Here is a 20,651-nt window from a genome sequence, read left to right on the forward strand (position 1 = left end):
CTTCGGTCCGTGCTGTTCAGCTCACGGTGACGGCCGGCTCCCCCGACGCGACGCCGTCCTGCTCCATCTGTTCGGCGATCTTCATCGCTTCTTCGATGAGGGTCTCCACGATCTTCGACTCGGGGACGGTCTTGACGACCTCGCCCTTCACGAAGATCTGCCCCTTGCCGTTGCCGGAGGCGACCCCGAGGTCGGCCTCCCGCGCCTCTCCGGGACCGTTGACCACACAACCCATCACGGCTACCCGCAAGGGCACCTCCATGCCCTCCAGGCCCGCCGTGACCTCGTCGGCCAGCTTGTAGACGTCGACCTGGGCGCGCCCGCAGGACGGGCACGACACGATCTCCAGCCGCCGTTGCCTCAGACCCAGGGACTCCAGGATCTGGATGCCGACCTTGACCTCCTCGGCGGGCGGCGCGGACAGCGACACCCGGATGGTGTCGCCGATCCCCCTGCTGAGGAGCGCCCCGAAGGCGACCGCCGACTTGATGGTCCCCTGGAAGGCGGGACCGGCCTCCGTGACCCCGAGGTGCAAGGGGTAGTCGCACTGCTCGGCGAGCAGTTGGTACGCCCGCACCATCACCACGGGGTCGTTGTGCTTGACGGAGATCTTGATGTCCCGGAACCCGTGCTCCTCGAAGAGCGACGCCTCCCACAGCGCCGATTCCACGAGCGCCTCCGGTGTCGCCCTGCCGTGCTTCTGGAGCAGCCGCCGGTCCAGCGACCCGGCGTTGACCCCGATCCGGATCGGCGTGCCGTGATCGCGGGCGGCCCGCGCGATCTCCTTCACCTTGTCGTCGAACTGCTTGATGTTCCCGGGATTGACGCGGACGGCCGCACAGCCGGCCTCGATCGCCGCGAACACGTACTTGGGCTGGAAGTGGATGTCCGCGATCACCGGGATCTGGGACTTGCGGGCGATGGTGGCCAGCGCGTCCGCGTCGTCCTGCGTGGGGCAGGCGACGCGGACGATCTGGCAGCCGGACGCGGTGAGTTCGGCGATCTGCTGGAGGGTGGCGCCGATGTCGGACGTACGGGTCGTCGTCATCGACTGCACCGACACCGGCGCCCCGCCCCCGACCGCCACCGGCCCGACCTGGATCTGCCGCGACACCCGTCGCTCGGCGATCGGCCGGACCGGCATCTCGGGGACACCGAGGGAGACGGCGGTCATGACCTCACTCCCGGTTCCCGGAGACCGTCTCGCGCATCGCGCGCAGCGACTCCTTGAGCGAGCCCATGGTGGCGAGGACGGCGGTGGGCTCGTAGCCGCAGTGCGCCATGCAGTTGGCGCAGCGCGGGTCCTTGCCGCGGCCGTACTTGTCCCAGTCGGTCTCCTCGATGAGTTCGCGGTACGTCGGGACGTAGCCGTCGCTCATCAGGTAGCAGGGGCGCTGCCAGCCGAACAGGGAGTAGTTCGGGATCGCCCACGCGGTGCACGGGAAGTCGACCTTGCCCTCCAGGAAGTCCAGGAAGAGCGGGGAGTGGTTGAGCCGCCACTTGCGCCGGTTGCCGCCCGCGAAGGCCTTCTTGAACAGCTCACGGGTCTGCTCCACGCCCAGGAAGTGCTCCTGGTCGGGGGCCTTCTCGTAGGCGTAGGCGGGCGAGATCATCATCTCGTCGACCTTGAGGTCGTCGTTGAGGAAGTTGAGCACCTCGATGATGGTCTGCGGGGTGTCGGTGTTGAAGAAGGTCGAGTTGGTGGTGACCCGGAAGCCGCGCTTCTTGGCCTCCTTGATCGCCTCCACCGCCTCGTCGAAGACACCTTCCTTGGCCACCGACTCGTCGTGCCGCTCACGCAGCCCGTCGATGTGCACGGCGAAGGCGAAGTAGGGCGAGGGCGTGAACTTGTCCATCTTCTTGCGCAGCAGCATGGCGTTGGTGCAGAGGAAGACGTACTTCTTCTTCGCCACCAACTGCCGCACGATCTCGTCGATCTGAGGGTGCATCAGCGGCTCACCGCCGGCGATGGACACCATCGGCGCACCGGACTCCAGGACCGCCCCGACGGCCTGCGCCACCGGCATGCGCTGCTTGAGCACCCCCGCCGGATGCTGGATCTTGCCGCAGCCCTCGCACTTCAGGTTGCACGCGAAGAGGGGTTCCAGCTCCACGATCAGCGGGAACTTGTCCCGCTTGCGGAGCTTCTGTTCGGCCAAGTATGTAGCGACCTTGATGGACTGACGCAGCGGCATGGCCATCTGGCTCACCTCCTGGGGAGCAGCAAGGAACGGTGCCATTCGTAGAAAGCGGGAAGGACGGAACGAAGGACGCGGAAAGCCGATATTCCACCGCGCACCGTGCCGATCCGGACGAGTTCATGTTCTGGAGCGTCCACGACCACCCGGACGGCCGCAACGGGGCGTGGGCCCGTGCGCACGGCGCTGTGGAGCGTGGATGCGGACTCCATGTCGACGGCGATCGCGCCGGTCGCGAGCAGATCGGAGCGTTCATGCCCGCGTACGACGTGATCGGAGCCGGTGAGGGGTCCGGTGTGGACGGTGCGTCCGGGCAGGGCCCGCACCAGCTCCTTGACGAGTAGGTCGGTCCCCACACACGGAACGGTTCCCGCCGCATCCCGGGTCTCCTCGGCGACGACGAGGTCGCCCGGGTGCATGCCGGGCGCGAGCCCGGCGCAGAAGCCGGTGGCGAGCACGGCGGCGTCGGCGAGGGCCGGCTCCGCGAGGGCCCGGGTGACGGCCCGCTGGGCCGCCTTGGGGCCCATGCCCGTGCGGAGGACGGTGACCGGTCCGTCGGCGCCACCCCGGTCGCCGCTGCGCAGGGCCAGGTGCTCGATGCCGAGCGCGCAGGCGATCAGCAGCGGGGCCGGGGCGGGCGGGGTGTTCATCTCATCCCTCCCCCGCCGGTGAGAACGGCTCTCCGTGGACGTACCGGCCGAGTGCCGTGAGCGGGAAGACCTGCCGGTAGAGGTGGTAGTTGATGGAGAAGTCCCAGGGGAAGCCGGTCCCGGTGAAGTAGGGCTCGTCCCAGGAGCCGTCCTCCCGCTGGGTGGCGGCGAGCCATTCGACGCCCCGCTCGACGGCCTTGGAGTCCTTCTCGCCGGCGGCCAGCAGGGCCATCAGCGCCCAGGCCGTCTGCGAGGCGGTGGAGGCGCCGCGCCCGCTCCATTCCCTGGAGTCCTGGTAGGAGCGCAGGTCCTCGCCCCAGCCGCCGTCGTCGTTCTGGACGGACTCCAGCCAGGTCACGGCCCGGCGGATCGCCGGGTGCGCGGCGGGGATGCCGGCGGCGACCAGGGCGGGGACGACGGACCCGGTGCCGTAGATGTAGTTGACGCCCCAGCGTCCGAACCATGAGCCGTTCGGCTCCTGTTCGGCGAGCAGCCACTCGATGCCGCGCCGGGTGCGCGGGTCGTGGGCGAGTCCCTCGACGGCCAGCATCTCCACCACGTGGGCGGTGACGTCGGCGGACGGCGGGTCGATGACCTCGCCGAAGTCGCAGAACGGCAGCCGGTTGGGGAAGGGGCTGGTGTTGTCGACGTCGAAGGCGCCCCAGGCCCCGTTCCTGGACTGCATGCCGAGGTTCCAGCGCACCCCGCGTCCGATGGCCCGCTCCACCCGCTCCGGATCGTGGTGCCGGACCCGGCGCAGTGCGAGGACAACCTCGGCGGTGTCGTCGATGTCGGGGTAGTTGTCGTTGTGGAACTCGAACGCCCAGCCGCCCGGCGGCAGTTGGGGGCGCTTCACGGACCAGTCGCCGGGCCGGACGATCTCCTCGCCCAGCATCCAGTCCGCCGCCTTGACGAGCTGCGGATGGTCGGGGGCCACCCCGGCGTCGACGAGGGCGATGGTCGCGAGGCAGGTGTCCCACACCGGCGACTGACAGGCCTCGATCATCCGGGCCCCGTCCTCGCGCCAGACGGCGAAGCGGTCCAGGGACGCCAACCCCTCGCGCATCACCGGGTGTTCGAGGTCATAGCCGAGCAGGTGCAGGGCGATGACCGAGTACACGGCCGGCGGCTGGATGCCGCCCCAGCAGCCGTCGTTCTCCTGCCGCTCGATGATCCAGCGGGCGGCGGAGTTCATGGCCGCCCTTCGCAGTCTGCGCGGGGCGACCTTGCGCAGCTGGTGCAGCGCCTTGTCGAGCCGCTGGAAGGCGCCGTCCCAACTCGCCACCGGAGCAAGCGGCTTGGCCGGGTTGGGATCGTCCGGATCGGTGTGCAGCTCGTCCAGCGGGAAGGGCGCGGGCCGCACCGGCCGCTTGGCGGAGACGATCGTCAGCGGGACGATCGTCTGCCGGGCCCAGCAGCCGAAGTCGTAGATGTTGAGCGGCATCCACTTCGGGAAGTAGATGAGTTCGGGCGGGAGTTCGGGCAGGTCCTCCCACTTCCACCAGCCGAACAGGGCGAGCCAGATCCGGGTGAAGACCCGCGCCGAGGCGATCCCGCCCCGCTCCCGGATCCACGCGGAGGCCTTCGCCATGTGCGGCGCGTCGGGGGCGTCCCCGGCCAGACGCAGGGCGACGTACGCCTCGATGGTGGTGGAGAGTTCGCCGGGGCCGCCGTAGAAGGAGGCCCAGGTGCCGTCCTCGCGCTGCTCGCCGCGGATGAAGAGTCCGGCGGCGCGGGTGGTCGACTCGTCGCGGATGCCCAGGAACTGGCGGAGCAGCAGGTCCTCGGCGTCCATGGTGACGTTGGTCTCGAGGGTGCCCTTCCACCAGCCTTCGGCGTCCTGCCGCGCCAGCAGGTGGTCGGTGGCGCGCCGGACGGCGGACGCGGCGGCTTCGCGCACCCCGGCCGCCACGGGGGTGTTGATGTCGGTGTCGCTGGCCGCGGCAGCGCGGGGCGGCAGTGCCCCGGTGCTTCCGTCGGTCGTCGCTGTCATGGCTTCCCCTTCGTGCAGTGTGCAAGTGGTGCTCTGCTGTGGGTCCGCCGTCGGCCGGTGCCCAGTGGTGCCTTCGGCACCGGCCGGCGACTACGCGAGGGCTATTCGACCGATAGTGATCATCTCTTTCGAACGACGACGAAGTCGGCGAGGGCCGTGAACTGCGCCCGTACCCGGTCGGGCATGTCGATGGTGTCGAGCGCCTCGATGGCGATGGTGTGCTGACGGCGCGCCTCCCGGGCCGTCCAGTCCCGGCCGCCCGCCTCCTCGATGAGGGCGGCGCGGGCCGCGAACTCCTCCTCGGAGAAGTTCTCGAAGTCGCTGCTCTTGGCGTCGGCGGCGAGGATCTCGCCGAGCCGCTCGGCGGCCGGACCGTCCGCCGCGAGCGCGGCCACCACCGGCAGGGACTTCTTGCGCTGGCGCAGGTCGCTCCAGGTCTGCTTGCCGGTGGAGACCGGGTCGCCCCAGATGCCGAGGAGGTCGTCCACGGCCTGGAAGGCGAGGCCCAGGTGGTAGCCGTACTTCTCCAGGGTGTCGGCGGTGCGGTCGTCCGCGCCGCCGAGCACGGCGCCGATGGAGCTGGCGCAGGCCAGCAGGGCGCCGGTCTTGTTGCCCTCCATCTCCAGGCACTCCTCGACGCTGACGCGGTCGCGGTGCTCGTAGGAGATGTCCTGGGCCTGGCCGTCGATGAGGGCGCGGGTGGCGGAGGTCAGGCGGCGGGTGGCGCGGCCGGCCTCCACGGTGCCGAGTTCGAGGAGCACCTCGTTGGCGAGCGCGAAGAGGGCGTCGCCGACGAGGATCGCCTGGGCGGGGCCGTGCACCTTCCAGACGGTGTCGCGGTGGCGGCGCTGCTCGTCGCCGTCCATCAGGTCGTCGTGCAGCAGCGAGAAGTTGTGGACCAGCTCCACGGCGACGGCGCCGGGGATGCCGGCCTCGGGCTCGGCGCCGGTGACCTCGGCGGAGAGCACGGCGAGCGCGGGACGTACGGCCTTGCCGCCGTCGCCGGCCGTGGGGTTGCCCTCGGCGTCGATCCAGCCGAAGTGATAGGCGGAAACGGTGTCCATGGGAGCGGCCAGGCGATCGATCGCCGCCCGCAGTACCGGTGTGGTCAGGGTCCGGCCGCGCTCCAGGAGCGCGGTCACGTCCACCGCGTCGGCAGCCTTCGAGGCCGGGGGCACAGTGGGCACAGTCTCTCCTCTTGTTGCGGTACCGGGGGTGCGGGGGCCTGCCGCATGCTGATCGAGCATCACGCCGCCTCCTCTACGTCGAAGAGGTGACTCGGGCGGGGCCGGCCCAGGGCGCTCAGCGCGGCGTCCGCCGCACTCACGCCACTGCGGACCGCACTCTCCATGGTCGCGGGCCACCCAGTGGCGGTCCACGCTCCGGCCAGGTAGAGGCCGGGGGCTCTGGTGCGGGCGCCGGGCCGCAGCCGCCCGACGCCGGGGGCGGGATCGAACGTCGCCGTCCGCTCCCTGGTCACGAAGAAGTCCTTCACCTCGGCACCCCGGGTGCCGGGCAGCAGTCGCTCCAGCTCCGGGAGGTAGCGCTCCCGCAGTACGGCGACGGGCTCGTCGATCTCGTCCTGAGCGGCCGACTGCGACAGCGCGAGGTACTGGCCCGCCCGCAGCCCGGAGGCGTCGGTGCGGTCGAAGACCCACTGCACCGGGGTGCCGAGGGCCGCGAAGAAAGGCTTTTCCAGCACCTTGCGGTCGTAGACGACATGCACGTTGAGGATCGGTGCGGTGCCGATCCGCAGAAGATTTTCCGGAGCGTCCAGCGCACCCTCGGGCAGCAGGTCATGGGCCTCGCGCTGGGGTACGGCGAGGACGACGGCGTCCGCCCGCAGCGTCTCGCCGGGAACCTGGACGGTCCACGCCCCGTTCTCGTCAGTGGAGATGGAGGTGACGCGTGTACGGACCTCGGTACGCACGCCCGCTGAGTCGAGCGCCTTGCGGGCGAGCCGGTCATGCAGTTCGCCCAGCGGGACGCGCGCCCATCCGATGTCGGCCGCGCCCGGGTCGGACAGCAGACCGGTCTTGAACACCATCGCGGCGAGCCCCAGCGAGGCGTCGCCCGCGACCGCGTTGAGGGTGGCGACCCCGACCAGGTCCCACAGGGCCTCGACGGCACGCGCCGACTGACCGTGCGCGGTCAGCCAGCTGCCGAAGTCCTGCGAGTCCAGGTCCGGATCGGCGAGGTCGAGCCCCTTGAGCGCGAGCGCGGCCCGGCCCACCTTGGCGCGGTCGGCCAGCGAGAGATGCGGGTACGTGGCGAGGCTGCGCCCCAGGTGCAGGGGCACCGGCAGCGCGTCCCGCCGCAGCCTGCCGAGCCGCCGTCCCTCGGGCTTGTCGACGTCGAGCACGGGCACGTCGAGACGATCCTGCAGCGGCGCCAGCGCGGTGCCCTCGATGCGGTCGAGGAACCAGCGGTAGGCGGTGCAGCAGCGCAGATACACGTGCTGTCCGTTGTCGACGGTCAGTTCGCCGCGCTGGAAGGAGAAGGCGAGGCCGCCCAGGCGGGGCCGGCCTTCGAGCAGGGTGACGCGCACGCCCGCGTCGGCCAGCGCGAGCGCGGCGGTGATGCCGGCGAGCCCGCCGCCGATCACGACGGCGTCCCGCCCGGACTGATGGCCGTCGTTCATCGTGCACCCTCCCCTGCGCGGCCGCCGCGGTGCTTGATCGGTGCGCGGCCGGCCGTTGCAGTCAGGGACGCATCGCCCTGCCGGAGGGTTGCCTGCCACTTTTCTCCGGTGGCATCACCTTGGACCGTTTTGTCCATCAGGCGCGCCTCCTGACGGCTCCACGGGTCACATGCCGGGCGTCCAGTCCGGACAGCCCGCGTACGGCGACGTACGCCTTCTCCCGGCCGGGCAGCGAGACCCGGCCGCGCAGCACGGCCTCGGGGTCGCGCTCGATGCGGTCCAGGAGGCGGCGGTAGATCCCGGCCATGGCGGCGACACAGGCGCCGCTGCGCCGGTCGAGCATGGGGAGCAGCCGGTAGCCCTCGGCGAAAAGGGCGCGGGCCCGTCGCACTTCGAAGTGGACGAGGCCCGCGAAGTCGGAGCCCTCCGGTGGGGTCGGCCCGCTGAACCCGGCCGAGCAGCCGAACTTCGCGAGGTCGTCGGCCGGAAGATAGGTGCGCCCGTCCCCCGCGTCCTCGCGGACGTCCCTGAGGATGTTGGTGAGCTGAAGCGCGAGCCCGAGCGTGTCGGCATACTCCGGCGCGCGCTCGACGCCGCGCGCCCCCGGTTCCGTACCGAACACGCCGAGCGAGAGCCGCCCGATGGCGCCCGCGACACAGCGGCAGTAGACCTTCAGGTCGTCCCAGGTCTCGTAGGTCTCGCCGCGGACGTCCATCAGGACGCCGTCGATCAGCTCGTCCAGGCCGCCGAGCGGGATCGGGAACGCCGTCGCGGCATGCGTGAGGGCGACCGCGACCGGGTCGGTGTCGTCCTCGTCGACCGCACCCTCGCGCACCCGGGTCAGCATCGCCCGGGTGTCCTCAAGTCTCGCAGCCTTCACGTCGGGCGCCAGCGAGCCGTCGCCGATGTCGTCGACGCGGCGCGAGAAGGCGTACAACGCCGACATCGCGCGGCGCTTGGACACCGGCAGCAGCCTGATGCCGTACGCGAAGTTCCGTGCCTGCTGTCCGGTGACGGTCTCGCAGTAGCTGTAGGCGGCGAGTACCGGTGCGGACACGTGTGGTTCGGCCTCCACGGTCCGGATCACCCCTCTCCTCGCAGAGTCACGCCCACCTCGCGCAGCAGCTGGAGCCTGCCGGGCTTGGGCGGGCCGGGAAGTACGTCGTATTCGGCGGCGGCGATCGCCCGGATCGCCGCCCTTCCCCCCGCCACGAACCCCGCGAGCAGCAGCTTCAACCTGCCGTGGACGCTACCCACCAGAGGGGCGCCTTCATTCAGGAGACTGCGAGCGCGTTCTGCTTCGTACGCAACCAGTGCGCGCACCGATGCGCCTGCGGTCCCCGTGGCGAGATCCGCCTCCTGGACATGGAAGTGCTTCATGTCCGCGGCGGGCAGATAGATGCGGTCGCGACCGAGGTCCTCGGTCACGTCCTGGAGGTGTTCGACGATCTGCAGCGCCGTGCAGATCGCGTCGGAGAGGCGGACCCGCTCCGGGGTCGAGGTGCCGGTGACGGCGAGGACCAGGCGGCCGACGGGGTTGGCCGACAGTTCGCAGTACGCGAGCAGGTCGTCGTAGGTCTCGTACCGCGTGACCAGCTGGTCCTGGCGGTTGGCGGCGACCAGGCCGAGGAAGGGTTCGGGGGTGAGCGCGCGGCGGCGGACCGTGGGCTGCAGGCGGCGCAGCAGGGGGTGGCGGGGCTCGCCGGTGAAGACGCGGTCGAGGTCGGCCTCGAAGGCGTCCAGCATCACCAGACGGTCGCCGGCCTCCTCGGGGGAGACGCCGAGGAGCCGGGCGTCGGCGCCGCCGGGGGCAAGGTCGCCGTCGCCGATGTCGTCGACGAGGCGGGCGAAGCCGTAGACGGCCATGAGGTCGGCGCGCCAGGCCCGGGGCAGGAAGAAGGGGGCCACGGGGAAGTTCTCGCCCGCGGCCTTGTCGAGTGTGCCGCGCTCCGGATCCGAGGCGCGGGCCCTGTCGGTCCCGGTCACCGCCGACTGCCCGGGGCGCGGACGGCACATGCGTTGAGCTGGGGAGTCTCCGTAGCCATAGCCGTCACATCTCCCGTTCTACACCGCCGACCCAATGCACACTATTTCGGACACGCCGCCCGGCCTTCCGCGCGTCGGCCCTGGTTGAGGGTGTGGGGCATTATCGCCCCACTTGCCGCGATTCGGGACCGGTACAGCTTACGTTGTACAGCGCCGCAAGGATCGTCGGGGTGTCCTGCACATCACAACAACACACCGATTGACTTCAAGATTCCTTCGGGGTACCGAAGTTGACGTTTCCTTTGCAGACGCGGGGCCCCGCCGGAGCAGTTCCGGCGGGGCCCCGCGAAGCGTCATGACCCGGTTCGTCCACGCCCGCGTGGACTACTTGCCCGTGAACTTCTCGTACTCCTTGAGGACCTCGTCGGTCGGGCCGTCCATGCGCAGCTCGCCGCGCTCCAGCCACAGCACGCGGTTGCAGGTGTCACGGATCGACTTGTTGTTGTGACTGACGAGAAACACCGTGCCGGCCTCCTTGCGCAGTTCCCGGATGCGCGCCTCGGAGCGCTTCTGGAACTTGCGGTCACCGGTGGCCAGCGCCTCGTCGATCATCAGGACGTCGTGGTCCTTGGCGGCGGCGATGGAGAACCGCAGCCGGGCCGCCATGCCGGAGGAGTAGGTGCGCATCGGCAGGGTGATGAAGTCGCCCTTCTCGTTGATGCCGGAGAAGTCGACGATCTCCTGGTAGCGCTCCTTGATCTGCTCCCGGGACATGCCCATGGCGAGGCCGCCCAATATGACGTTCCGCTCGCCGGTGAGGTCGTTCATCAGGGCCGCGTTAACGCCGAGCAGCGAGGGCTGGCCGTCGGTGTAGACCTTGCCGCTCTCGGCGGGCAGCAGACCGGCGATGGCGCGCAGCAGCGTCGACTTGCCCGAGCCGTTGGAGCCGATGAGGCCGATGGCCTCGCCGCGGTAGGCGACGAAGGAGACACCGCGCACGGCGTGCACCTTGCGCACCCCGCGCTCCTCGCCGCGCTTGACGATCCGGCTGAGGGCGGCGGTGGCGCTGCCCTTGCCGGACTTGGCGCCGTTGACGCGGTAGACGATGTGCAGGTCGTCCGCGATGACGGTGGGACGGGGGTCCTGCGGGACCGCCTTCTGCTCGCTGTCAGCCACGGCCGTACCTCTCTTCCGCCTTCCAGAAGTAGACGAACCCGAACGCGCCGGCGAGCACCGCCCAGCCGAGGGCGAAGAGCCACACGTGCGGGGGCAGGTACTCGGAGCCGTAGCCGTCGATCAGGGCGAAGCGGACCAGGTCCATGTAGATCGCGGCCGGGTTCCACTGCAGCACCTCGGTGACCCAGCCCGGCACGTCCTTGCCGGCGAGCATGGCCGGGATGCTGAACATGACGCCGGACGCGTACATCCACGTCCGCAGCACGAACGGCATCAGCTGGGCGAGGTCGGGGGTCTTGCTGCCCATGCGGGCGAAGGTCAGGGCGAGGCCGGTGTTGAACACGAACTGCAGGACCAGGGCCGGGACGACCAGCAGCCAGGACAGGCCCGGGTAGCTGCCGAACGCCACCATGATCATGACCAGCACGATCAGGGCGTAGAGCAGCTGCTGGAGCTGCTGGAGGGCGAACGAGATCGGCAGGGACGCCCGCGGGAAGTGCAGGGCGCGCACCAGGCCCAGGTTGCCGGAGATCGCGCGCACGCCCGCGAGGACCGAGCTCTGGGTGAAGGTGAAGACGAACACGCCGGTCACCAGGAACGGCACGTAGATGTCGTGCGGGATGCCCTTCCGGGCGCCCAGCAGCAGACCGAAGATGAAGAAGTAGACCAGTGCGTTCAGCAGCGGGGTGGCCACCTGCCACAGCTGGCCGAGCTTGGCCTGGCTGTACTGGGCGGTCAGCTTCGCCCGCGAGAACGCGAGGATGAAGTGGCGCCGGTCCCAGAGCTGGCGGACGTAGTCGGCGAGCGAGGGGCGGGCACCGCTCACGGCCAGCCCGTACTTGGCGGCGAGCTCGGCCGCCGTCAGGCCCTCGTCGGGCGACGGAGGGGCGGTCACCGCGACTCCGCCGTCATGCGTTGTCTCACTCACTGGTGGAAACTTTCGTCTTCGAGATGCGCAGCCTGTGCGGGCTTGGGCATGAGCCAGGGCCGGGTGCCGGCCCGGCCGCTCTCTGGTTCGAGCTTGTCAGATGACCGGGGGCCGGCCCAGTCGGGTCAGCCGCCACACGGTACGCCACTTCATGGGCTTGCGTGGGCCGCACGCAGTCGTCCAGCCTTCCCGGAATCCGCCGAACCATGCCTTCAGCGCGGGCCGCGAGGGGCGGCGCAGCAGGGTGAGCAGCATCCAGACCCCGAGGTAGACCGGGACCAGGAGGGCGGGGAGGTTGCGGCGGGCGAGCCAGACCCGGTTGCGGGCGACCATGCGGTGGTAGACCGCGTGCCGCGAGGGCGCGGTCGTCGGGTGGTACAGCACCATGTCGGACCGGTAGTCGATCATCCAGCCCGCGTCGAGGGCCCGCCATGCCAGGTCGGTTTCCTCGTGCGCGTAGAAGAATTCGTCCGGGAGGCCGCCGACTTCGGCGAAGACCTGGGTGCGGACGGCGTTGGCGCCGCCGAGGAAGGTGGTCACGCGCGAGGAGCGCATCGGGTCCGCCGCGCGCAGCCGCGGGACGTGGCGGCGCTGGGTGACGCCGGTGTCCGGGTCGGCGATGCGGAAGCTGATGATGCCGAGCTTCGGGTCCTCGGCGAACGCGGTGCGGCACAGCTCGGCGGTGTCGTGCTGGGCGAGGAGGCCGTCGTCGTCGAGGAAGAGCAATATGTCGACATCGCGGCCGCTGGGGCCGAAGGCCTCGATGCCGACGTTGCGGCCGCCGGGGATGCCGAGGTTCTCGGGCAGCTCGATGGTGCGGACGCCCGCGGGGACGTCCGGGACGGGCGAGCCGTTGCCGACGACGACCACCTCGACGCGGTCGCCGTCCTGCTTGGCGACCGAGTCGAGCAGGGCGCGCAGTTCCTCGGGCCGGTTGCCCATCGTGATGATGACGGCGCCGACCTTCAGCGGCGCGCCGGCGGGGGCGCTCACTTGAGCCTGCTCGACGCGAGGATGGACACCAGGTGCAGCAGGGTCTGGAGCAGCGCGATGCCGGCCAGGACCGCGACCCCGAGGCGGGACCAGAACAGGTCGCCGCGCATCTGATCGGCGATCGCGAGGACCAGGATCAGCAGGGACGCCTCGATGCCGAGGATGAGGCGGTGGAACTTCAGCAGCGACGCGGCCTTGCGGGCCAGCGCCATGCCGGAGGAACGCATCTCGGCCGCCGACTCCTGCACGGGCGGCTTGCCGGTCTGGTGGCGGGCGACGCCGACGAGGTCGGTCTCCGCCTTGATCAGGATGGCGCCGAGCGCGGCGAGCGTGCCGAGGAACGCCCACAGCCAGTCGATACGGCCGCTGCCGAACAGGTCGGCCGAGCGCAGCCCGAAGCCGACGAGGACGGCGGCGTCGGTCAGATAGGCGCCGACCCGGTCGAGGTAGACGCCGTTGAGCGAGTACTGCTTCTTCCAGCGGGCGATCTCGCCGTCGACGCAGTCCAGCAGCAGATACATCTGCACGCAGACCACACCGAGGACGGCCCCCGGGATCCCCGGCACGATCAGTGCCGGGGCCGCGAGGACGCCGAAGACGGTCATCAGGTACGTGAGCTGGTTGGGCGTGACCCTGGTGTTCACCAGGTAGCGGTCCACCCGCAGGGACACCTCGCGCATGTAGAGGCGCCCCATCCAGTGCTCACCGCTGCGCCGGTCCTTCACCCCTGCGGGGTGCACGACCGGACGGAGTTCAGCTACCGATGGTCTTGACATAGTCGACGTAGAGATCCTTGATCTGGTCGGTCTTGAGGTCGAGGTGTTCGAGGATCGTGTACCGGCCGGGCCGGGTCTCGGGGGCGAACTCCACGGCGCGGACGAACTCGTCCACGCTGAAGCCGATCTCCTCCGGGAGCACCGGCAGGCCGTGCCGGCGCAGCACCTCCGCCATGAACGCGGACTCCTCGTGGGCGCCGCGCAGGAACATCGCGAAGGCCGCGCCGAGGCCGCACTGCTCGCCGTGCGCGGCGGCGCGTTTGGGGAACAGCAGGTCGAAGGCGTGGTTGATCTCGTGGCAGGCGCCGGAGGACGGGCGGGAGTCGCCCGAGACCGACATCGCGATACCGGTGAGCACCAGCGCCTCGGCCAGTACCTGGAGGAAGCCGTCGTCACCGACGCCGCCGGGATGCCGCAGCACGGCTTCGCCGGCCTGGCGGGCCATCGCGGCGGCGAGGCCGTCGATCTTCTCGCCCTTGACGCGGTTGGCCAGCTCCCAGTCCGCGACCGCGGAGATGTTGGAGATGGCGTCCCCGATGCCGGACCGCACGAACCGGACGGGAGCCTGCCGGATCACGTCGAGGTCGATGACGACCGCGATCGGGTTCGGCACGCCGTACGAGCCGCGGCCCGCGTCGTTGTCGAGGGTGGCGACGGGCGAGCACAGGCCGTCGTGCGCGAGGTTGGTGGCGACCGCGACCAGTGGCAGGCCGACCCGGGCCGCCGCGAACTTGGCGCAGTCGATGATCTTGCCGCCGCCGAGGCCCACCACCGCGTCGAAGTGGCCGGCCTTTATGTCACTGGCCAGCTGGACCGCGTCGTCGATGGTGCCGCCGCCGACCTCGTACCAGGTGGCGCCGGGCAGCGTCGGCTCCAGCCGGGCGCGCAGCCGGGCGCCCGAGCCGCCGCTGACCGCTATGGCCAGCTTGCCCGAGTGCGAGACCCGCTCGTCGGCGAGCACGGAGGCCAGGTCGTCGAGGGCACCCGGGCGGATGTCCACGACGACCGGCGAGGGGATGAGCCTCGTCAGTACTGGCACGCGATCTCCCGTCCGCGGGCGAGATCGTCGTGGTTGTCGATCTCCACCCACTGCACGTCACCGATCGGTGCGACGTCGATCCTGAAGCCGCGGTTCACCAGTTCCTGGTACCCGTGCTCGTAGAACTGCTGCGGGTCGGTCTCCCAGACCGTCTTCAGCGCGTCGGCCAGCTCGGGGGCTGCGTCGCCCTCGATGAGCGTGACACCGATGTACTCGCCGGTGGCCTCGGCGGGGTCCATCAGCTTGGTGATCTTCTGGACGCCCTTGGCGGAGTCGACGACGACCTTCATCTCCTCGTCCGCGAGGGGCTTCACGGCGTCGAGGGCCAGGATGATCTTCTTGCCCTCGCCGCGCGCGGCGAGCAGCGTCTTCTCGACCGAGACCGGGTGCACGGTGTCGCCGTTGGCGAGGATCACGCCGTCCTTGAGGGCGTCACGGCCGCACCACAGGGAGTAGGCGTTGTTCCACTCCTCGGCCTTGTCGTTGTCGATGAGGGTGAGCTTGAGGCCGTACTTCGCCTCCAGCGCCTCCTTGCGCGCGTACACGGCTTCCTTGCGGTAGCCGACGATGATCGCGACCTCGGTCAGCCCGATCTCCGCGAAGTTGCCGAGAGTGAGGTCGAGAACCGTGGGTTCGCCCTCTATGCCCGCGGGGCCCACCGGCACCAGAGCCTTGGGAAGGCTGTCGGTGTAGGGGCGCAGACGCCGTCCGGCGCCGGCCGCCAGCACGAGGCCGATCATGCGGGTTCTCCTTCATCGTGTACGGCGGGCGCCCCGGAGGACACCCAGAAGCGGATGCTCTCGAAGAGCACCACCAGGGCCACGGCCACGGCGAGAGCCGTGAGCGCGACCGTGAACTGCGAGGCGGTGAGCACCGCGGCGAGGACGGTGACGAGCAACGTCCGTCCTTCGTGCCCCCCGATGGCGCGCACCAGCCAGGCCGGGGGCGCGCCGGCGTTGCCGCGGATGCGGTACACCGTGTCGTAGTGATGGTAGGCGACCGCCGCCACCAGCCCGAAAGCCGCAGGAAGGGCTCCGTTCACGTCCGCTTGTGCCGCGAGGATCAGCACGGTGCAGTACTCGGCCGCCCGGAAGAGCGGGGGGATCAGCCAGTCGAGGGCGCCCTTGAGGGGGTGCGAGACGGCTTCGGCCGACAGCAGGACGTAGAGCCCGGCGAGCAGGACCACCTGCCAGGCGGGACCCCAGAGCCACGCCGCCAGCACCACGGCGATCGCGCCGGCGGCGGCGCTGAGCGGGGCGGTCCTGCGCACCGGGCCCGGCAGGTACCGGGCGATCAGCTCGGCGAGCGGTCCGCTGTCCGCGAGGTCGGCCAGCGCCTGCGCCGCCCGGTCCGTGCGCCGCGCCTTGCGGGTCAGCGAGCGCAGCACCCGGCCCGCCGTGGTGTACGTCGCTGCGAACGCGCAGCCGATGAGCAGCGCGTAGAAGGTGATGCGCGGGGTGGTCAGCGCCGTGAGGACCGCGATCATCGCCCAGCGTTCGCCGATCGGGAGCACGATCATGCGCCGCACCCACACCGTCCAGCCGACGCTGTCGAGCTTGCCGGACAGTGCCGCCGTAGGACTGGTGTTGGCGGTGGCGTCGTGGTTGGCCTCGTTGAAGGAGAAGTCGACGACGTGCCGGCAGGTCTGCAGGATCATCGCGCCGAGCGCGAGCGCCCACACGTCGTCGCCGCCACGGGCCGCTCCCAGCGCGAGGCCCGCGTAGTAGGCGTACTCCTTGGCCCGGTCGAAGGTGGCGTCCAGCCAGGCGCCGAGCGTGGAGTACTGCAGGGAGTAGCGGGCGAGCTGGCCGTCGGTGCAGTCCAGGACGAAGGACGCGATCAGCAGGACGCCCGCCGCGACGAAGCCGCCGCGGGTGCCGGTGGCCGCGCAGGCCGCCGCTATCAGGGCGGTGATCAGGGAGGCGGTGGTGACCTGGTTCGGGGTCAGGCCCCGGCGCGCGCACCAGCGGGCGATGTAGCGGGAGTACGGGCTGATGCAGTACGTCGTGAAGAAGCCGTCGCGGGACTTCACGGCCGACTTCAGGCGTACGGCTTCGTCGTCGACGGCGGCGACGGCCTGCCGTGCCTCGTTGCGGGCCTGCGGGTCGGCCGGGACGACGGCGACCAGGCTGCCGAGCTCGGGGTGGTGGACGCCGGCGTCGTCGGCGTCCAGCGCGGCGACGACGCGGTCGGCGAGATGGTCGACTGCGACCGCCGTACCGCCGCCGGCGCTGTTCTCCCGGGCCATCGCGCGGGTCAGGGCCTGGCGGCCGGCCGGCTGGGCGGTGACGGCGCCGGGGATCGCGGCGAGCGGGAAGCGCGGGTCCGTCAGGCCCAGGCGCAGGGCGTGCAGGTGGCCGACGAAGCCGGCGTCGACGACGGCGACGCGCTGGTCACCGGGGACCTGGGCGAGGAGCGTCTCGGCCTCGGCGGCGTCGGAGGCGGTCCGGACGTCGAAGCCGAGGGACCGCAGATCGCCCTCGATCGACGATCCGGGGACCGGCTGACCGGTGAGGATGGCGGTCGACAACCGAACTCACTCCCTGGGTGCCGACGTCTGCACGCCGGCGAGTACACGGTGGGGGCGCCCCTTGCCGGTGACGGCCGGGCGGCATGTCGGCAGAGGCTATCGGATACCGGGAAGCCCGCGTTCACCGCCCGTTCACGGGCCGATCGACGGCGGCTCCCCCGGCCTTTGCCGCGATCATCATGGGCGATCACGGGCCCCGCCCACAAACCGCGTACCGCAGGATCGGGCATCTGGGACATAGCGTCGGCCGTCCCCGCCCGGCATAGGGTGGGCGACCATGACATGGCTGATCACAGGCGGAGCGGGATACATAGGGGCCCACGTGGCGCGGGCCATGACGGAGGCCGGTGAGCGGGTCCTCGCGCTGGACGACCTCTCGGCCGGGGTTCCCGCGCGGCTTCCGGCGGACGTCCCGCTGGTGCGGGGTTCGTCGCTCGACGCCGGGCTGCTGAAGCGGGTCCTCGCCGAGCACGAGGTGACCGGCGTGGTGCACTTGGCCGCGCGCAAGCAGGTCGCCGAGTCGGTGGCGCAGCCGACGCGCTACTACCAGGAGAACGTCGGCGGTCTGGCGACGCTCCTGGAGGCGGTCGCCGAGGCCGGTGTCGGCCGGTTCGTGTTCTCTTCGTCGGCGGCCGTGTACGGCAATCCGGACGCGGAGCTCATCACGGAGGACACCCCGTGCGCCCCCGTGAACCCGTACGGCGAGACGAAGCTCACCGGCGAGTGGCTGGTGCGGGCCGCCGGGCGGGCGCACGGGATCTCCACCGTGTGCCTGCGCTATTTCAACGTGGCGGGGGCCGCGGCGCCCGAGCTGGCCGACACGGGCGTCTTCAACATCGTGCCGATGGTCTTCGACCGGCTCACCCGCAACGACGCCCCGCGCATCTTCGGCGACGACTACCCGACGCCGGACGGCACGTGCGTCCGCGACTACATCCATGTCGCCGACCTGGCCGAGGCCCATCTCGCGGCCGCCCGACGGGTCGGGGACCGCGCCGGCGACCTGACCGTCAACATCGGGCGCGGCGAAGGTGTCTCCGTTCGGGAGATGGTCACGGTCATCGGTGAGGTCACCGGCGACCGGCGGGAAGCCGTCGTCGAGCCCCGGCGGCCCGGTGACGCGCCGGTCTCGGTCGCCTCGGCCGAGCTGGCCGCCCGGGAGCTCGGCTGGAGTGCCCGGCGCGGGGTGCGCGAGATGATCGAGTCGGCGTGGGCCGGCTGGCAGCTGCATCACGGCAAGTGAGCTGAGGGTGCCCTGACCTGCGGTTCGTTTGCGCAGGTCAGGGCACATGACAACGGTGTTCAGTGCCGCGTTGCCCGATACCCCCCACCCGTAGTTCACTGTGAAGCCAGGCGGAGATCACAGGAGGCGGCTTCCATGGGGGCAGGGCACGATCACGGGCACGCGCATGCGCCCACCGGCGGTACGGCGACCGCGGCGTACCGCGGCAGGCTGCGGGTGGCCCTGTCGATCACGCTCACCGTCATGGTGGTCGAGATCGTCGGCGGCATCATGGCGGACTCCCTCGCCCTGGTCGCGGACGCGGCGCACATGGCGACGGACGGACTGGGCCTCGGCATGGCGCTGATGGCGATCCACTTCGCGAGCCTCCCGCCGAGCGGGAAGCGCACCTTCGGCTACGCCCGCGCCGAGATCCTGGCGGCGCTCGCCAACTGTCTGCTGCTGCTCTGCGTCGGCGGGTACGTCCTGTACGAGGCGATCCAGCGGTTCATCACGCCCGCCGGCACCGAGGGCGGGCTGACCATCGTGTTCGGCGCGATCGGTCTGGTCGCGAACATGATCTCGCTGTCCCTGCTGGTGCGCGGCCAGAAGGACAGCCTGAACGTCCGGGGCGCGTTCCTGGAGGTCGCGGCGGACGCGCTCGGCTCGCTGGCGGTGATCATCTCGGCGGTGGTGATCCTGACCACGGGCTGGCAGGCCGCCGACCCGATCGCCTCGCTCGTCATCGGCCTGATGATCGTGCCCCGCACCTGGAAGCTGCTGCGCGAGACCCTCGACGTGCTCCTGGAGGCGGCCCCCAAGGACGTCGACATGGACGAGGTGCGGGCGCACGTCCTGGCCCTGGACGGTGTCGAGGACGTCCACGACCTGCACGCCTGGACCATCACCTCCGGGATGCCGGTGCTCTCCGCGCACGTGGTGGTGCGCTCCGACGTCCTGAACGCGATCGGCCACGAGAAGATGCTCCACGAGCTCCAGGGCTGCCTCGGCGACCACTTCGACGTGGAGCACTGCACCTTCCAGCTGGAGCCCGGCGGGCACGCGGAACACGAGGCACGGCTGTGCCACTGAACGTCCGGTACGTCCGCCTACATCCCGTGGTGGACGGAATGCAGCGATCCGGTGCACGGTTGCGTCCTTGACCTCACAGCGCCGTTCCGGACGGTTCCCCGGCCGCCGCGCCGGGCACCATCAACGGCCGGGAGTGTCGTATCCGTACGGCACACTTGGGGCGCGTAAGACCGATGCGAAGGATGGGTATGCCGATCACACCTGCCACCGCGACGCACAGCTCGTCGAACGGCACCGCTGACCCGATTCTGCTGGAACTGGTCGACGAGGACGGCGTCACGATCGGCACCGCGGAGAAGCTCGCCGCCCATCAGCCACCCGGGCAGCTGCACCGCGCCTTCTCCGTGTTCCTCTTCGACGAGCAGGGCCGGCTGCTGCTCCAGCAGCGGGCGCTGGGCAAGTACCACTCCCCCGGGGTGTGGTCCAACACCTGCTGCGGCCACCCCTACCCCGGCGAGGCCCCGTTCGCGGCGGCGGCCCGGCGGACGTACGAGGAGCTGGGCGCCTCCCCGTCGCTGCTCGCGGAGGCGGGCACGGTGCGCTACAACCACCCGGACCCGGAATCGGGCCTGGTGGAGCAGGAGTACAACCACCTCTTCGTCGGCCTGGTGCAGGCACCGCTGCGCCCCGACCCGGAGGAGATCGGCGCGACGGCCTTCGTGACCCCGGCCGAGCTGGCCGAGCGGCACGCGAAGGACACCTTCTCGGCCTGGTTCATGACGGTCCTGGACGCGGCCCGGCCCGCGGTGCGGGAGCTGACGGGCCCGAACGCCGGCTGGTAGCCGCTCCTACGGCACCCGCACGGACGCGAGCGGCAGGGCGGCCCAGATCACCTTGCCGCCGTTCGCCGTGTGCTCCACGTCGCACACGCCGCCCGCCTCGCGCGTGACCTCGCGCACCAGCAGCAGCCCCCGCCCGCCCTCGCCGCTGTGGTCGGCTTCCAGGGCGGTCGGGCGGTAGGGGTGGTTGTCCTCGACGGACACCCGCACCCACTCGGCGCCGACGGCCACCTCCACGGCGAGCATCGGCGACAGCAGGGCCGCGTGCCGCACCGCGTTGGTGACCAGCTCGGAGACGATCAGCAGGAGCCCCTGCACGAGCTCGTCCGAGACCGGCACCCCCTGCCGCAGCAGCAGATCCCGTACCGCGTGCCGTGCCTGCGGGACCGAGGCGTCCACGGCGGGGGCGGTGAACCGCCAGACGCCCTCGTAAGGCAGCGGGTGCGGGTCCGCGCCGCCTGGTGGGCGCGGGCCTGACCCGCGCCCGTGGTTCTCCATCGTCCGGTCGCCACCCTCGCGCTCGATTGTCACCACACGTCGAGTGTTGGTAACACTGCGCTTCCCCCCGGATGACTGAACAGAAGTCAGCAGATATCGAGCGTTTGTGATCGCTCACGCACGATCCAGGCATATACGGGATCACTCCCG

General features: G+C 70.8%; 20 protein-coding genes. 3 read left to right on the top strand and 17 right to left on the bottom strand.

The annotated features are described in order from the left end of the window. Positions 1 to 16: 16 nt before the first annotated feature. The 16 genes from ispG to ACFUO4_RS06290 all read right to left on the bottom strand — a co-directional run bounded on the left by ispG (position 17) and on the right by ACFUO4_RS06290 (position 16,910). Positions 17 to 1,174, bottom strand: coding sequence for a flavodoxin-dependent (E)-4-hydroxy-3-methylbut-2-enyl-diphosphate synthase (ispG, locus tag ACFUO4_RS06215; RefSeq protein WP_383480371.1), 1,158 nt, complete (start codon positions 1,172 to 1,174; stop codon positions 17 to 19). A gap of 4 nt (positions 1,175 to 1,178) precedes the next feature. Beyond that, positions 1,179 to 2,201 (bottom strand): adenosyl-hopene transferase HpnH, encoded by a 1,023-nt coding sequence (hpnH, locus tag ACFUO4_RS06220; RefSeq protein ID WP_059194988.1) that lies wholly within the window; start codon positions 2,199 to 2,201, stop codon positions 1,179 to 1,181. A 5-nt stretch (positions 2,202 to 2,206) separates the two neighbouring features. Then, entirely contained in the window at positions 2,207 to 2,848 is a 642-nt protein-coding gene (locus ACFUO4_RS06225; protein WP_383480374.1) for a 1-hydroxy-2-methyl-2-butenyl 4-diphosphate reductase, read from the bottom strand. 1 nt (position 2,849) lies between these two features. Beyond that, positions 2,850 to 4,841, bottom strand: coding sequence for a squalene--hopene cyclase (gene shc / locus ACFUO4_RS06230; protein ID WP_383480376.1), 1,992 nt, complete (start codon positions 4,839 to 4,841; stop codon positions 2,850 to 2,852). 119 nt (positions 4,842 to 4,960) lie between these two features. Continuing rightward, positions 4,961 to 6,088, bottom strand: a complete 1,128-nt coding sequence (locus tag ACFUO4_RS06235) for a polyprenyl synthetase family protein (RefSeq protein ID WP_383480378.1) — start codon at positions 6,086 to 6,088, stop codon at positions 4,961 to 4,963. Continuing rightward, positions 6,088 to 7,482 (bottom strand): hydroxysqualene dehydroxylase HpnE, encoded by a 1,395-nt coding sequence (hpnE, locus tag ACFUO4_RS06240; protein ID WP_383480380.1) that lies wholly within the window; start codon positions 7,480 to 7,482, stop codon positions 6,088 to 6,090. The genes ACFUO4_RS06235 and hpnE overlap by 1 nt, the downstream gene beginning before the upstream one ends. Continuing rightward, positions 7,479 to 7,619 carry a DUF6380 family protein gene (locus tag ACFUO4_RS06245; RefSeq protein WP_383480382.1) on the bottom strand — a complete coding sequence of 47 codons (141 nt, stop codon included), beginning with the start codon at positions 7,617 to 7,619 and terminating at the stop codon, positions 7,479 to 7,481. The genes hpnE and ACFUO4_RS06245 overlap by 4 nt, the downstream gene beginning before the upstream one ends. Next, entirely contained in the window at positions 7,619 to 8,569 is a 951-nt protein-coding gene (hpnD, locus tag ACFUO4_RS06250) for a presqualene diphosphate synthase HpnD (RefSeq protein WP_079308391.1), read from the bottom strand. The genes ACFUO4_RS06245 and hpnD overlap by 1 nt, the downstream gene beginning before the upstream one ends. Then, positions 8,566 to 9,468, bottom strand: coding sequence for a squalene synthase HpnC (gene hpnC, locus ACFUO4_RS06255; RefSeq protein WP_383480385.1), 903 nt, complete (start codon positions 9,466 to 9,468; stop codon positions 8,566 to 8,568). The genes hpnD and hpnC overlap by 4 nt, the downstream gene beginning before the upstream one ends. A gap of 384 nt (positions 9,469 to 9,852) precedes the next feature. Beyond that, complete coding sequence (locus tag ACFUO4_RS06260) at positions 9,853 to 10,644, bottom strand: ABC transporter ATP-binding protein (protein WP_079308390.1); 792 nt, start codon at positions 10,642 to 10,644, stop codon at positions 9,853 to 9,855. Beyond that, positions 10,637 to 11,572: an ABC transporter permease gene (locus ACFUO4_RS06265; protein ID WP_383480387.1), complete on the bottom strand. Its 936-nt coding sequence runs from the start codon at positions 11,570 to 11,572 to the stop codon at positions 10,637 to 10,639. Before ACFUO4_RS06265 ends, ACFUO4_RS06260 begins: the two co-directional genes overlap by 8 nt. A gap of 96 nt (positions 11,573 to 11,668) precedes the next feature. After that, positions 11,669 to 12,514, bottom strand: a complete 846-nt coding sequence (locus ACFUO4_RS06270; protein ID WP_079308423.1) for a glycosyltransferase family 2 protein — start codon at positions 12,512 to 12,514, stop codon at positions 11,669 to 11,671. Positions 12,515 to 12,561: 47 nt separating this feature from the next. Then, positions 12,562 to 13,341 (bottom strand): CDP-alcohol phosphatidyltransferase family protein, encoded by a 780-nt coding sequence (locus ACFUO4_RS06275; RefSeq protein WP_179143324.1) that lies wholly within the window; start codon positions 13,339 to 13,341, stop codon positions 12,562 to 12,564. Beyond that, positions 13,319 to 14,380, bottom strand: a complete 1,062-nt coding sequence (locus tag ACFUO4_RS06280; RefSeq protein ID WP_383480389.1) for an iron-containing alcohol dehydrogenase family protein — start codon at positions 14,378 to 14,380, stop codon at positions 13,319 to 13,321. Before ACFUO4_RS06280 ends, ACFUO4_RS06275 begins: the two co-directional genes overlap by 23 nt. Beyond that, positions 14,368 to 15,120, bottom strand: coding sequence for a sugar phosphate nucleotidyltransferase (locus ACFUO4_RS06285; protein ID WP_383480391.1), 753 nt, complete (start codon positions 15,118 to 15,120; stop codon positions 14,368 to 14,370). The genes ACFUO4_RS06280 and ACFUO4_RS06285 overlap by 13 nt, the downstream gene beginning before the upstream one ends. After that, the gene (locus ACFUO4_RS06290) at positions 15,117 to 16,910 is read right to left on the bottom strand and encodes a DUF5941 domain-containing protein (RefSeq protein WP_383480393.1); all 1,794 of its coding nucleotides are present in this window, start codon (positions 16,908 to 16,910) and stop codon (positions 15,117 to 15,119) included. The genes ACFUO4_RS06285 and ACFUO4_RS06290 overlap by 4 nt, the downstream gene beginning before the upstream one ends. Positions 16,911 to 17,187: 277 nt before the next feature. Here ACFUO4_RS06290 and galE point away from each other — a divergent pair, with 277 nt between their 5' ends. The 3 genes from galE to idi all read left to right on the top strand — a co-directional run bounded on the left by galE (position 17,188) and on the right by idi (position 20,006). Further along, positions 17,188 to 18,153 (top strand): UDP-glucose 4-epimerase GalE, encoded by a 966-nt coding sequence (galE, locus tag ACFUO4_RS06295; protein WP_383480395.1) that lies wholly within the window; start codon positions 17,188 to 17,190, stop codon positions 18,151 to 18,153. Between the two features lie 135 nt (positions 18,154 to 18,288). Next, entirely contained in the window at positions 18,289 to 19,224 is a 936-nt protein-coding gene (locus ACFUO4_RS06300; RefSeq protein ID WP_079308384.1) for a cation diffusion facilitator family transporter, read from the top strand. Between the two features lie 188 nt (positions 19,225 to 19,412). Then, positions 19,413 to 20,006 (top strand): isopentenyl-diphosphate Delta-isomerase, encoded by a 594-nt coding sequence (gene idi / locus ACFUO4_RS06305; protein WP_079308383.1) that lies wholly within the window; start codon positions 19,413 to 19,415, stop codon positions 20,004 to 20,006. 6 nt (positions 20,007 to 20,012) lie between these two features. Here idi and ACFUO4_RS06310 read toward each other — a convergent pair whose 3' ends face one another. Beyond that, the gene (locus ACFUO4_RS06310) at positions 20,013 to 20,501 is read right to left on the bottom strand and encodes an ATP-binding protein (RefSeq protein ID WP_079308422.1); all 489 of its coding nucleotides are present in this window, start codon (positions 20,499 to 20,501) and stop codon (positions 20,013 to 20,015) included. Positions 20,502 to 20,651 lie beyond the last annotated feature (150 nt).

This window comes from Streptomyces sp. NPDC057280, assembly GCF_042668605.1.
In the GTDB taxonomy this organism is placed as follows: Bacteria; Actinomycetota; Actinomycetes; order Streptomycetales; family Streptomycetaceae; genus Streptomyces.